At 71.2% G+C, this 13,427-nt stretch carries 7 protein-coding genes; 3 read left to right on the top strand and 4 right to left on the bottom strand.

The window, feature by feature from the left end; translation table 11 throughout:
• The first annotated feature begins 88 nt into the window (after positions 1-88).
• Both OG453_RS30075 and OG453_RS30070 read left to right on the top strand, forming a co-directional pair.
• Entirely contained in the window at positions 89-934 is an 846-nt protein-coding gene (locus OG453_RS30075; protein WP_266871699.1) for a (2Fe-2S)-binding protein, read from the top strand.
• A 239-nt stretch (positions 935-1,173) separates the two neighbouring features.
• Positions 1,174-2,235: a DUF2637 domain-containing protein gene (locus OG453_RS30070; protein WP_266871698.1), complete on the top strand. Its 1,062-nt coding sequence runs from the start codon at positions 1,174-1,176 to the stop codon at positions 2,233-2,235.
• A 25-nt stretch (positions 2,236-2,260) separates the two neighbouring features.
• Here the strand turns inward: OG453_RS30070 and OG453_RS30065 are convergent, their stop codons facing one another.
• Positions 2,261-2,662: an ATP-binding protein gene (locus OG453_RS30065; protein ID WP_266873178.1), complete on the bottom strand. Its 402-nt coding sequence runs from the start codon at positions 2,660-2,662 to the stop codon at positions 2,261-2,263.
• Between the two features lie 286 nt (positions 2,663-2,948).
• On the opposite strand from OG453_RS30065, the gene OG453_RS30060 reads away from it, so the two are divergent.
• Positions 2,949-6,011, top strand: coding sequence for a glycoside hydrolase family 38 C-terminal domain-containing protein (locus tag OG453_RS30060; protein ID WP_266871697.1), 3,063 nt, complete (start codon positions 2,949-2,951; stop codon positions 6,009-6,011).
• Between the two features lie 7 nt (positions 6,012-6,018).
• On the opposite strand, the gene OG453_RS30055 is transcribed toward OG453_RS30060, so the two are convergent.
• The 3 genes from OG453_RS30055 to OG453_RS30045 all read right to left on the bottom strand — a co-directional run bounded on the left by OG453_RS30055 (position 6,019) and on the right by OG453_RS30045 (position 13,234).
• Entirely contained in the window at positions 6,019-7,761 is a 1,743-nt protein-coding gene (locus OG453_RS30055) for a pyruvate dehydrogenase (RefSeq protein ID WP_266871696.1), read from the bottom strand.
• A gap of 63 nt (positions 7,762-7,824) precedes the next feature.
• Positions 7,825-9,354, bottom strand: a complete 1,530-nt coding sequence (locus OG453_RS30050) for a protein phosphatase 2C domain-containing protein (RefSeq protein ID WP_266871695.1) — start codon at positions 9,352-9,354, stop codon at positions 7,825-7,827.
• A 130-nt stretch (positions 9,355-9,484) separates the two neighbouring features.
• The gene (locus OG453_RS30045; protein WP_266871693.1) at positions 9,485-13,234 is read right to left on the bottom strand and encodes a S8 family serine peptidase; all 3,750 of its coding nucleotides are present in this window, start codon (positions 13,232-13,234) and stop codon (positions 9,485-9,487) included.
• Between the last annotated feature and the right edge of the window lie 193 nt (positions 13,235-13,427).

The raw sequence follows: 13,427 nt of genomic DNA, 5'->3' as shown, positions 1-13,427 counted from the left end.
ATAGGCGGACAGCACCGCAGTTGAAACCTCGATCACTTCGGGTAAGGTAAGGCTAACCTGCAATCGATCGTGATTCGGTGGTCCCCGTATGCACGTTCCCGCCTTGGCGAAGCGCGCCCCGAGCGCCCTCGCGGACGCCTACGCCCGCCTCACCGAGGTGTTCCCGGGACTGCGCGTGACCGAGCTCAGCAACGAGGAGCAGGCCCCACAGGGCGACGGCTGGGTCACCGCCGCCCGGCTCGCGGAGGGCGGGGCCGACCTCGACGCGTTTCTGGCGTGGGACGAGGCGCAGGTGCTGAAGGACTACGGGCAGACCGGGCGCCCCGATGTCATCGCAAGCTTCGGACTGCACCGGTACGCCTGGCCGGCCACGCTCCTGATCACCGTTCCGTGGTTCCTGCACCGCCGCGTCCCCCGCTACCCCGTCCAGAACGTCGCCTTCCAGCGCACCCTGGGCCGGATGGCCGTCCGCGACGCGGGCTTCGCCTGCCTGCCGGGCGATCCCGCCGCGGCGCTGCCCGGCGCCCGTGTCGTACCCGACGAGGAGGCGCTGCGCGCCGAGGTGCGGGCGGCCGTCGCCGAGCACCTGGGACCGCTGCTCGACGCCTTCGGGCCCCGGATGCGGCGCCGCTCGCGCGCCCTGTGGAGCGTCGCCACGGACGAGATCGTCGAGGGTCTCTGGTACATCGCCCACCTCCTGGGCGAGGAGCAGCGCGCCACGCAGGAGCTTGAGCTGCTGCTGCCCGGCGCCACCAAGCCGTACGTCGGCACGGCCGGCTTCCGGGAGCTGACGGGGCCGAACGGCGAGTCCCTGCCGACCCGCGACCGCGCGAGCTGCTGCATGTTCTACACGCTGCGCCCCGAGGACACCTGTGTGACCTGCCCGCGCACCTGCGACACGGAGCGCGTCGCACGGCTCAGCGCCGCGGCCTGACCGCCCCCCAGCGCCCCCACGGTCTCCAAAACCTCAGCCGCTTCCCCCTGAACCACCCTTTCGCGTCCGTTTAATCGAACTCAACTCGCCCTCCTCGCCGCCGAGTTCGAGAAAAACGGCGCGCGCCGCACCCCTTTGCACCCCCCAACGCGTTCTCTTGCCCCGAAACCCCTCTGAGGGCCACCGGGATTGGGTCACTATGGCGCCCGAACGCCCTACCGCGACGCAAGGGACCCCAGATGAGACTGACCGACATATCGCTGGACTGGCTGCTTCCGGGCTGCGTCCTGCTCCTGGGCATGCTGGTCGCGGTGGCGGTACTCGCACGCGGCAAGCGCGCCGGACAGAAAGCCGCCGGTGCCTCCAGCGACGAATCGTGGGAGCGCAGCGAGGAGCGCCGCAGGCGCAAGGAAGCGGTCTACGGCTCGGCTTCGTACGTACTGCTTTTCTGCTGCGCGGCGGTCGCCGCCGCACTCTCCTTCCACGGCCTCGTCGGCTTCGGCCGGCAGAACCTGAACCTGTCCGGCGGCTGGGAGTACCTGGTCCCGTTCGGGCTCGACGGGGCGGCGATGTTCTGCTCCGTGCTCGCCGTGCGCGAGGCGAGCCACGGGGACGCGGCGCTCGGCTCGCGGCTCCTCGTGTGGACGTTCGCGGGCGCGGCCGCCTGGTTCAACTGGGTGCACGCGCCCAGAGGCCTCGGCCACGCGGGCGCCCCGCAGTTCTTCGCGGGGATGTCGCTCTCGGCCGCGGTGCTCTTCGACCGCGCACTGAAGCAGACCCGCCGCGCGGCGCTGCGTGAACAGGGCCTGGTGCCGCGGCCGTTGCCGCAGATCCGCATCGTGCGCTGGCTGCGCGCGCCCCGCGAGACCTTCGGCGCCTGGTCGCTGATGCTCCTCGAAGGCGTACGCACCCTGGACGAGGCCGTCGAGGAGGTCCGCGAGGACCGGCGCGAGAAGGAGCAGACCCGGACCCGCAGGCGGGACCGGGAGAAGCTGGAGCGCGCGCAGCTCAAGGCGATCAGCCGGGGCCACCGCGCCCTGCCGGGACGCGGCGGACGCCAGGTCGACATGCAGGCCGTGGCACCGGCCGCAGGGTCCGCGCAGGTCGGCGCGGACCCTGCCATAGCGCCGCAGGAACAGCTGGCGCTGCGCTCCCGCCCCTCCCTGCAGGCCGTCAGGAGCGGCTCTGACGCCGCCACGCCGGTGACCGTCGACCTCACGGCCGAGGACGACACACAGACCCTGCCGAGGCTCGACTCCCTGGAGCAGAAGCTCAAGGACCTTGAGCAGCAGTTCGGTTAGGGCGGGAAACGGTCGGCGGTCCGGGTCACACCGGGCCGCCGTCCAGCTCGAACCACACCACCTTCCCCACCCCGTGCGCCCGCACGCCCCAGGCGTCGGCGAGGGACTGCACGAGGACCAGACCCCTGCCGTGCGTACCGTCGTCGGCGTTCGGTACCCGCAGCTTGGGGCGGCGCCCCACGAAGTCCCTGACCTCGACCCGCAGCCGGCCCGGCCCGACGGTCGCCGTCAGGATCGCGTCGTGATCGGTGTGCACCAGTGCGTTCGTGACCAGTTCGCTGGTCAGCAGCTCGGCTATCTCGGATCTTCCCGGTTTGCCCCAGGAGCGCAGGAGTTCACGCAGCGCCCCGCGCACCTCGGAAACCGCCCGTAGGTCTGATCGCCCCAATCTGCGCCGGAGTTGAGCCCGGTCGGACTCCCCCACCATGTCGTCGGTCGGCTCGTCCCGTATTTTCGGCGAAGCAGCCCCGGATCGGGGACCACCCCCTCGTACCTGCCTTGTCATGACCCCCGCCCACAAAATGAGTCCTGTTCCTCCTTGCTCGAACGCGCTCACGGAATGCATGCCCCACCCGGTTGGCGGCACTCATGTCCATTCATCAATCAAAGGAACGGGTGCGCCCGGGCCCCACGGGGAAGTGAAGCGGTGGATCGTTCCCGCATGATCCCGGGAGATCCCGCGTGAGTCCGTCCGAGCCTGCCGAGGAGCCGCCGTGCACGACGACCGACTGCTGGTTGAGGGACGCCTGGAGCGCGCCCTGCGGCAGTTCATCCGCCCCGCCCAGTACACGGACCGTGTGCCGCTCACCCTCTCGGTCTGGCACGCCCCGGGCGAGCCGGTGCCCGTCGCCGAGGCGCTGAAGGCGTCGTACGCGCCTTTCGAGACCGGGACGGCGTGGGGAAGTCCCTGGTCAACCAGTTGGTTCCGGCTGCGGGGGCAGGTGCCCGACGCATGGCGCGGGCGGCGCGTCGAGGTGGTCGTCGACCCCGGGTTCACCAGTGACGGGCCCGGTTTCCAGGCCGAGGGTCTGGTGTACGACGCTTCGGGTGTTCCTCTGAAGGGCGTTCACCCGCGCAACCGGCACATCCCCGTGGCGGCCCCCGCGCAGGGCGGTGAACCGGTGCATCTGCTCCTGGAGGCGGCGGCCAATCCGGCCGTTCTGCGTGACTTCGAACCGACGCCGCTCGGCGACGTACTGACCGCGGGCGATCGGCCCATCTACCGATTCGCCTCTGCCGATCTGGCCGTACTGAACGAGGAGGCCTGGCGTCTCACCCTGGACATCGAGGTCCTCGCGGAGCTCATGTACGAGCTGGACGCGGCCCGGCCGCGCCGCCACGAGATCCTGCGGGCCCTGGAGCGGGCGCTCGACGCGCTCGATCTGCACGATGTGCCGGGCACGGCCGCGGCCGCCCGCGCCGAGCTCGCCGGGGTCCTGGCGAGCCCCGCCCACGCCAGCGCGCACCGCGTCTCCGCCGCCGGGCACGCGCACATCGACTCGGCGTGGCTGTGGCCGCTGCGCGAGACGGTGCGCAAGGCGTCCCGCACTTTCGCCAATGTGACGGCGCTGGCCGAGGAGTATCCGGAGCTGGTCTTCGCCTGCTCGCAGGCCCAGCAGTACGCCTGGGTGAAGGAGCACCAGCCGCACATCTGGGAGCGCATCAAGAAGGCGGTGACGGACGGGACTTGGGCGCCGGTGGGCTCGATGTGGGTCGAGTCGGACGCCAACATGCCGGGCGGTGAGGCGCTCGCGCGGCAGATCACGCACGGGATGCGGTTCTTCCGCGAGGAGCTCGGCGTCGAGACGGAGGAGATCTGGCTGCCGGACTCCTTCGGATACACCGCCGCCTTCCCGCAGTTGGCGAAGCTGGCGGGCGTCCGCTGGTTCCTCACCCAGAAGCTGAGCTGGAACCAGTCCAACAAGATGCCGCACCACACCTTCTGGTGGGAGGGCATCGACGGCACCCGTGTCTTCACGCACTTCCCGCCGGTGGACACCTACAACTCGCAGTTCCACGGCGCCGAACTCGCCCACGCGGAGTGCAACTTCACAGAGAAGGGCCGCGCGTCCCGCTCGCTGGTGCCGTTCGGCTGGGGCGACGGCGGGGGCGGCCCCACCCGCGAGATGATGGAGCGTGCGCGGCGCCTTCGCTCCCTGGAGGGTTCGCCGCGCGTCGAGATCGAGCGGCCTTCGGCGTTCTTCGCGGCCGCCGAGGAGGAGTACGGGGAGCGGGCGCCGGTCTGGTCCGGCGAGCTGTATCTGGAGCTGCACCGGGCGACGTACACCACGCAGGCGGCGACCAAGCGCGGCAACCGCCGCAGCGAACACGCCCTGCGCGAGGCCGAGTTGTGGTGCACCGCGGCCTCGCTGCGGGACCCTTCGTACGCCTACCCGTACGAGGCGCTCGACCGGCTGTGGAAGACGGTGCTCCTGCACCAGTTCCACGACATCCTGCCGGGCTCGTCGATCGCCTGGGTGCACCGGGAGGCCCGCGACACCTACGCACGGGTGCTCGCCGAGCTCGATGAGATCACCGCCGGTGCGGTGCGGTCCCTCGGCGCGGGCGAGCCCGCCGTGCTCAACGCGTCGCCGTACGCCCGCAGCGAGGTCGTCACGAGCAGGGAAGGGGCCCTGGTGCACGTGAACGTCCCGGCCCTCGGCACGCAGAGCCTCGCGGTGGCGGCCGGGCACACCCGCGCGCCGGGTGCCGGTGCCACGGCTCAACTCGCCGACGGCACTATCGTGTTGAGCAACGAGCATCTCCGCGTCACCATCGACACGGACGGGCTCCTGACCTCCGTACGCGATCTCGACGCCGACCGCGAGGTCCTCTCCCCCGGCTCGCGCGGCAACCTCCTCCAGCTGCACCCCGACCATCCCACGCACTACGACGCCTGGGACCTGGACCGGCACTACCGCAACACGCACACCGACCTCACGGACGCCGAGTCCGTCGAGCTGGTGGAGGACGGGCCGCTGCGGGTCGCCGTCCGCGTGGTGCGGGCCTTCGGGGACTCGCGCATCACACAGGAGATCCGGCTCGCGGCGGGCAGCCGGCGTGTCGACGTGGTCACGGACGTCGACTGGCGGGAGTCGGAGAAGGTGCTCAAGGCCGCCTTCCCGCTGGACGTGCACGCCGAACGGTCCGCCGCTGAGATCCAGTTCGGGCATGTGCACCGGACGACCCACGCCAACACCGGCTGGGACGCGGCCCGTTTCGAGATCTGCGCGCACCGGTGGCTGCGGGTCGCCGAGGAGGCGTACGGCGTCGCGGTGCTCAACGACTCGACGTACGGCCATGATGTGACGCGTGCGCCGCACGCGGACGGGCTCGGCACCACCGTGCGGCTCACGCTGCTGCGCGCCCCGCACAGCCCGGACCCGGAGACGGATCTGGGCACACACCGGTTCACGTACGCGCTGCTGCCCGGCGCGACGACGGGCGACGCGGTCGCGGAGGGCCTCGCGCTGAATCTGCCGCTGCGGGTGGCCGACGCGCCCGTGCTGCCGCCCCTTGTGAGCGTCGACAACCCGGCGGTGACCGTGGAGTCGGTGAAGCTCGCGGACGACGGGAGCGGCGATGTCGTGGTGCGGCTCTACGAGTCGCGGGGCGGGCGCGCGGCGGCCGCGCTCACCACGTCGTTCGCGGTGAGCGCGGCGCAGGTGACGGACTTGCTCGAGCGGCCGCAGGGACCGGCCGAGACGGACAGCGCGGGCCTGGCGCTTGACCTACGTCCGTTCCAGATTCTGACCCTGCGGCTTCGGCCGGCCTGACGGAACATCAAGGTCGGGGCATGTTACGGAGGTTGGAGCGTGCCATCTGGACCATGCGGCCGACCCCGCCGTCCAGGACGATCTTGCTGGCGGAGAGCGCGAAGCCGGTCACCATCTCGGAGCTGATCTTGGGCGGGATGGAGAGGGCGTTCGGGTCGGTGACGATGTCGACCAGGGCGGGGCCCTTGTGGGAGAAGGCGTCCTTCAGGGCGCCGACGAGCTGCTTGGGCTTCTCCACGCGTACGCCGTAGGCACCGGCGGCACGCGCCACGGCGGCGAAGTCGGGGTTGTGATTGGCGGTGCCGAAGGACGGGAGACCGGCCACCAGCATCTCCAACTCGACCATGCCCAGGGAGGAGTTGTTGAACAGGACGATCTTCACCGGCAGGTCGTACTGGACCAGGGTGAGGAAATCGCCCATCAGCATCGAGAATCCGCCGTCGCCCGACATGGAGATGACCTGGCGCTTGCGGTCGGTGAACTGGGCGCCGATCGCCTGCGGCAGGGCGTTGGCCATCGAGCCATGGCTGAAGGATCCGATGATGCGGCGCTTGCCGTTCGGTGAGATGTAGCGGGCCGCCCAGACGTTGCACATACCCGTGTCGACGGTGAACACGGCGTCGTCGGCGGCGAGTTCGTCGACCACGGACGCGACGTACTCGGGGTGGATCGGGATGTGCTTCTCCACCTTGCGCGTGTACGCCTTGATGACGCCTTCGAGGGCGTCCGCGTGCTTCTTGAGCATCTTGTCGAGGAAGCGGCGGTTCGTCTTGGGCGTGACGCGCGGCGTGAGACAGCGCAGGGTCTCGCGTACGTCGCCCCAGACGGCGAGGTCCAGCTTGGAGCGGCGGCCGAGGCGCTCGGGGCGCACGTCGACCTGGGCGATCTTGACGTCGTCGGGCAGGAAGGCGTTGTACGGGAAGTCCGTGCCGAGGAGGATCAGCAGGTCGCATTCGTGGGTGGCCTCGTACGCGGCGCCGTAGCCCAGGAGCCCGCTCATCCCGACGTCGTACGGGTTGTCGTACTGGATCCATTCCTTGCCGCGCAGCGCGTGGCCCACCGGGGACTTGATCTTCTCGGCGAACTCCATGACCTCGGCGTGCGCGCCGGCCGTGCCGCTGCCGCAGAAGAGGGTGACCTTGTCGGCCTCGTCGATCATCGCGGCGAGCTTCTCGATCTCCGCGTCGCCGGGACGCACGGTGGGGCGCGAGGTGACCAGGGCGGTCTCGACGGCCTTGTCGGGAGCGGGCTGGTCGGCGACGTCTCCGGGCAGCGTGACCACGCTGACGCCGCTCTGGCCGATCGCGTGCTGGATGGCGGTCTGGAGGAGACGGGGCATCTGCTTCGGGTTGGAGATCATCTCGCTGTAGTGGCTGCACTCGCGGAAGAGCTGGTCCGGGTGCGTCTCCTGGAAGTAGCCGAGACCGATCTCGCTCGAAGGGATGTGCGAGGCGAGGGCGAGGACCGGGGCCATGGAGCGGTGCGCGTCGTACAGGCCGTTGATCAGGTGGAGGTTGCCGGGCCCGCAGGAACCGGCGCAGGCGGCGAGGCTCCCGGTGATCTGGGCCTCGGCACCTGCGGCGAAGGCGGCGGTCTCCTCGTGGCGCACCTGCACCCAGTCGAGTCCCTTGGTGCGCCTGATCGCGTCCACCACCGGGTTCAGGCTGTCGCCCACGACTCCGTACAGGCGCTTGACGCCCGCGCGGACGAGGATGTCGACGAACTGTTCGGCGACGTTCTGCTTGGCCATGGCTTCACGAACCCTTCAGTCCCCTTGACGCTCTTGGGGTCCATGAATTCACAGAGCGGGCGCTCACGCCTCCCAAACGGCGGCCGCGGTCCGGTCGTCGGCGTACCCCTTGACCCTGACCTGGATGTCCGCGAGGAACTCCGCGAGGCCGGGCGGACCGGCGTCCGACCACCGCTGGGTGAGATGTCCCGCGAGGTCGGGCTCGCCGCGCAGCGGCTCGGCGAGGCCCCCGCTGCAGAGCAGCAGGGCGTCACCCGGGCGGGCGACGGAGGCGCGGAAGCGGAACGGCTCGCGGGGCGGCGGCTCCGGGGCCGGTTCATAGGGACTCGGCGGCGTGATGATCCCCATGTCCATGGTGAGGCGGTCGCCATCGGGGGTCTCCGAAGGCACCGAGCCGAAGCCGACCACGGGAGGTCCCGCCTCGCCCGCGACATCCGAGACCCGTGGCTCTATGTCCTGCCACTCCCCGTCACGGAGACGGAAGAGTCCGCCGCCGCCGACGCCGAAGAAGACGCGGGTGCGGCAGTCGGGGTCGGCGGGCAGCAGCAGGCAGCGCAGGGAAGCGGCGTACTCATCGGGCTCGACGCCGAGGTCGGAGGCCTGCGCGCGGAGCTTGCCGAGGCTGCGGTCGGTGAGGCGGTGCAGGCCGCTCTTCAGGTCGCCGCGCCGGGCGGCCCTGATGTCCTCGGCGAGCCGCTGGTGACTGCGGCCCACGGCACGGCCGATCCACGCACAGGCGTCGGCGGCCGCCCGGTGGGCGCCCGGCGTGGCCCGCGCGCCGGTGGCCATGGCGACCAGGACCAGGGCGCCGTCGCCCGTCCCGAACCGTGCGGTGAGCAGCGAGTCACGCCGCGGCTCGCCCCGGTACCTGGCGGAGTCCCCGCGCACGGAGACCGCCCGCAGGGTGGACGTGCCGTAGCGCGCGCCGTCGAGGACGGTGTCGGCAACCAGGTCCGCCAGGTCGTCGGGGTCGGCGGCGGGCAGCACGGTGGGCTCGGCGTCGTAGGTGGGCGGGCCGTCACCCACATAGGCGACGGCGCGCGGCACTTCGGCGAGGGTGGGCGCGGGTGCGGACGGCGCGGGCGGTTCCGGCGCCTGCTCCGGTTCGTCGGTACGTCCAGACGGCGGCGGGCCCGCGGATTCGTCGGGCGGGCGGGGCGCCGGGACCGCGGTGGTGCGGCTCGGGGCCCCCGCGGGAGGCTTCGGTCCCGCCGGGAAGGTCACAGGACCTGCCGGAGCCGCCGGGGGTTCCCAGGGGCGGGCGACGGGGCCGGGGGCGGACGGCTCGCGGCGGGCGAACGGCTCGCCCGGAGGGGCCGACCCCGAACCCGTGAACGGTTCATGGCGGTCGGACACAGGACGGTCCTCGAACTGGTCGCCGTATATGTCCTGTTGGGCGGGACCGCCCGCAGTATCGGCGCCCCCAGGGGCAGTTCCCGTGGACGACGCGGACACCGCCGAGGCGAATCTGTCGTCGAGGGTGTCGGCCGCCTGCGCCGGGCCCGTGTCGGGTGCGGAGTCGTCGTACAGCTGACCCCACCAGTCGTCTTCCTGGCCGGAGGCCCCGGTGTACTGCTCCCCCTGCTGGCTCATGCCCCTATTGTCCACCGCACGGGCCGTACGAAAACGGTTCATCCGGAAATTCCGGCCGTCGGGCGACGGATTGAGGACCGCCGGGCGGGCCCACCCCCCACGGGAGGACCGCCCGGCGGTGTCTATGTGACTAACGCACGTCGTAGGCGCGGGCCACGGTCTGTGTGACGGAACTGTTGTTCGTGTCCGTCAGTTCGGTTTTGAGCCAGACCTGCTTGCCCGAGGCTCCCGCGTGGTTCACGGTGGCGGTCCATGCCTCCGCGCCGGCGGACGTCTCGGCCTTCGTCCAGGTCTTGCCCTCGTCGTACGAGTACGACAGGGACGCGGACTTGATCGCTCCGGGCTGGTAGCCGGCGTGCCCGGTGGCCGTGAGGGTGATCCGCTGGCCGTCCTCGGCGGCCAGCGTCTTGAGGCCGTCCTCGGGGAGTTCGTAGCGCGGGAAGAGCATCGGGATGCCCTGCGAGTACACCTCCTCGTCGAGGTGCGAGCGGAACGCCCACGTGGTCCGCGTCTCGGTGGACCGGTTCCACACCTTCGACCCGATCTTCCGGGTGTCCAGGGTGAGTTCGTACGCCGAGTCCTCGGCCGGGACCGTGAACACCCCGAACGGCCAGCCGTACTCCCCGACGACCTCGCCGTTCCGCTTCAGCTCCACGGAGCCGATGTCGCCGAAGCCGCCCTGGATTCCCGCGTGTTCGGCATCGGACCAGAAGCCGGGCGCGACCCCGATCAGATTGCCCTGCCGCTCACCGGCGAGGGCCTGCTTTCCCTCGGTGTCACGCGGAGTGCCGGGCGTGAGGACGCCGTCGTACCAGGTCTCAGTGCGGCGCTCCCCCTTCCTGTACGTACGCACCGGATCGATCATGAACTCCCCGAACGGGAAGCTGCTGGAGACCTGGTGGCCCCAGCCCGTCGTACCGGCCGAGTAGTACTCGGTGCGCTTGCCGGGGGCCGGGACGGACTCGATGTCGGCGAAGTAGACCTCGAGGCCGGTGGGGGTGACGGCGCTCGGCAGGTCCACATAGTCCGTCGCGGTGCCCATCGCGCGGTACGTCGCCTCGTTCGCTGCGAGGTCCTCGTCGCGCACCCGGTAGGTGCGGTCGTCGTGGGTCTGGCCGGTCTCAGGGAAGGCGAGGTTGTAGACGTAGGGGCTCTTGGCCGTGCCCTTCCAGGTCAAGTCGACCGGTCCGGTGGCCAGTTGGGAGAGCAGTGAGGCCGCCTCGTCCGCCGGGACGCCGAGCACCGGCAGCGGGGGTCCACTGAAGCCGGCCGACGGGTACCAGCGGCCGGGTGCCGCCCGGTGGGCGATGACGGCGAGCGCCCCGGCCTTCTTGGCGTCGGCCGCCACGGCGCCCACGCGACCGTCGTCCGGGACCTTCACGAGGGCGATCTTGCCCTTGGCTCCCGCGGCCTCAAGCTCTTGCGGCGTACCGGACTTGGCGTCCACGAGGGCCGCCTTGCCGGTGCCGTCGAGGTTGGCCGAGCCGGTCGACGCGGTCACCGGGTGCAGCGATTCGCCGCCCACCACGGCGAGTTCGGAGAGCAGGGGCGCCGCGGCGCGCCAGTAGCTGCCGTACTCGAAGGTGCCCTCGGCGGCCTTGCCCTCGACGGACTGGTAGAAGCCGCGGATGCTGCGCGGACCGGCCGCCGTGCCCGCGTGCACCCAGTTGTCGGCGCCCCAGGTGCGGGCGAAGCCGAGGGTGGCGCCGCGCACTTCGGACTTCTTGTCGGTCTTGACCGTGACGCGGTGCGCCTTGCGCGCGTCGAGCGTGACCGTCATGTCCTTCTTCACCTCGACCTGGGGGCGCGCCAGGTGGGTGAGGGAGTCGGTGAGCGTGCCGCCGCCGGAGTCCGGGGTCGCGACGAACCCGCTCAAGAAATAGGAGCCCGGACGGACTTGGTACGTCTGGTCGTTCGCACCCTCGTTGAAGCGCCGCTCGCCGCTCGCGTCGTCCGTGCCGATGAGGTCGATCGATGACGGTCCGTCAGCGGGCTTGCCCGCGCGGTCGATCAGCTTCACGCGGAGGCTGACGGTCTCGGGCTGGACGTAGAGCGAGAAGGGTGTGGAGACGGCCACTCCGTCGGCGGCCGCGAGGACGCGGCCGGTGACGTCGCCGTACTGGGCGCGCGCGAGATCGGCCGTGGGGTCGAGCTTGAGCGGGACCTTGACGCTCGCGCCCGCCGGGACCTTCACGGAACGCTCGCCGATGCGGGCGACCGATGAGCGCACCGCCGAGCCGTCGTTGCCGGTGACGCCCTTGACCGCGAGCTTCAACTCCACTTGTTTGTCCGTGGTGTTGGTGTAGGGCACGTCGACCGTCGTGCGGTCCGACGCGTCCTGCGGCCAGCCGAAGCTGCCGCCCTGCACGGCGGGCGAGCCGAGCACCTGCTGGTCGATGGCGGCCTTCGCGTCGAGCCTGCCGCCGCCCGTCTCGCGGACGTCACCGGGGATGCTGCTGTCGGCGGACGACACGAGGGCCGCCTTGATCTGCCGGGCGGTCCAGTCCGGGTGGCGCTGCTTGACCAGGGCGGCGGCGCCCGCGACATGCGGGGTCGCCATCGACGTACCGCTCATGGACTGGTACGCGTAGACGCCGCGCCCGCCCGCGGCCGCGGCGGAGATGCCGACACCCGGAGCGGCGATCTCCGGCTTGAGGGTGTGCGAGCCGGAGACGGGGCTGCGGCTGGAGAAGTACGCCGTGGAGTCGTCGCGGTCGACGGCACCCACGGTAAGGACGCTCGGTGCGCAGCCGGGCGACGAGACGGAGTTGAGGGCCGGGCCCGTGTTGCCGGCCGCGATGACGAAGAGGGTGTTCTCGGCGGACCGCGCGAGCTCCTCGGTCGCCGTGCTCATCGGGTCGCTGCAGTCGGTCTTCGCCGGGTTGCCGAGGCTCATCGAGACGACGTCGGCCTTCTCGTCGACGGCCCACTGCATGCCGGCGATGATCCATGAAGTGGCCCCCGAACCACTGTCGTTGAGGACCTTGCCGTGCAGCAGCTCGGCGCCCGGTGCGACGCCCTTCTTCTTGCCGTCGCTCGCCGCGCCGGTGCCGCCGACGGTGGAGGTGGTGTGGGTGCCGTGGCCTTGGCGGTCCTCGCCGTCCGGGGAGTCGGTGAAGTTCTTGGTCGCGCCGATGCGGCCCTTCAGGTCGGGGTGCTCGGCGTCGGCCCCCGTGTCGAGGACGGCGACCTTGGTGCCCTTGCCGTCGTATCCGGCGGCCCAGGCCTCGGGGGCGTGCACCTGCTTGGTCGACTTGTCGAGAGTGGCCTCGACCTTGGCGTCGAGCCAGAGCTTCTTCAGGTCGCCCGCGGCACGGGACTTGGGGGATGCGATGTCCGCCCAGAAGTCGGCGGCCTTCTTCTTGTCGGCCTTCAGGGCGACACCGTCGACGGGCTCAAGGACCGGGCCGCGCTCGGCGCCGCGCGGAGTGGGCGGCAGCGTCCGCGTGACGTCGACGGACTTGTCGTACACGGCGATGAGCGGCAGCTTCTTGGCGTGCGCGTCGTCATAGCCCTGCCGGACGAGCCCGGTGACGTTGAACAGCTCCTCGTCGACGCGTCCTTCGGCGATCGCGTGGACGGCGCCCTCGGGGTAGACGTACAGGTCCTTGCCGGACTGCCGCGTCTGGATCACGGGCACGGTGCCGTCGGCTCCGGGCAGCACGCTCGCCCCGGCGCGGTCCTTGCCGTCCGACGACACCAGGATCCGGTCACCGGTGACGAGCGTGACGACGGAACTTCCCTCGCCCTGTGGAGCGCTACCCACCAGTGGACTCGTGTCAGCCGCCGCACGTGGCTCGGCCACGGACGGCGCCGTGGCCGTGACGGCGAGGACGACGGCGGACGCCGCCCCCAACGCCGTACGCGATATCGGACGCATCGCTCTCCCCAGGGTTGACGGGCATGCAGGACCGCAGGATGAACCGGCCCAAAGGCCGCATTCACCGCTGCGGTTGGTGCTGCGGTGGCGTCACCTTGGCAGAGAGGCGGGTGGTACGGGGATGATGTCCTGGGGCGGGTTTACGCCGTGGCCGTTTTCCGCCACGGAGCCGTCGGAACGGATCCTCGGGGAG

Source organism: Streptomyces sp. NBC_01381, from assembly GCF_026340305.1.
Taxonomy (GTDB): domain Bacteria; phylum Actinomycetota; class Actinomycetes; order Streptomycetales; family Streptomycetaceae; genus Streptomyces.
This window is presented reverse-complemented; position numbering and strand designations above follow the sequence as displayed.

What these genes read in the sequence shown, in the direction of transcription:
- OG453_RS30075 (WP_266871699.1), top strand. Translation starts at nt 89, where the DNA reads ATGCACGTTCCCGCCTTGGCGAAGCGCGCCCCGAGCGCCCTCGCGGAC.
- OG453_RS30070 (WP_266871698.1), top strand. Translation starts at nt 1,174, where the DNA reads ATGAGACTGACCGACATATCGCTGGACTGGCTGCTTCCGGGCTGCGTC.
- OG453_RS30065 (WP_266873178.1), bottom strand. Translation starts at nt 2,662, where the DNA reads ATGGTGGGGGAGTCCGACCGGGCTCAACTCCGGCGCAGATTGGGGCGA.
- OG453_RS30055 (WP_266871696.1), bottom strand. Translation starts at nt 7,761, where the DNA reads ATGGCCAAGCAGAACGTCGCCGAACAGTTCGTCGACATCCTCGTCCGC.
- OG453_RS30050 (WP_266871695.1), bottom strand. Translation starts at nt 9,354, where the DNA reads ATGAGCCAGCAGGGGGAGCAGTACACCGGGGCCTCCGGCCAGGAAGAC.
- OG453_RS30045 (WP_266871693.1), bottom strand. Translation starts at nt 13,234, where the DNA reads ATGCGTCCGATATCGCGTACGGCGTTGGGGGCGGCGTCCGCCGTCGTC.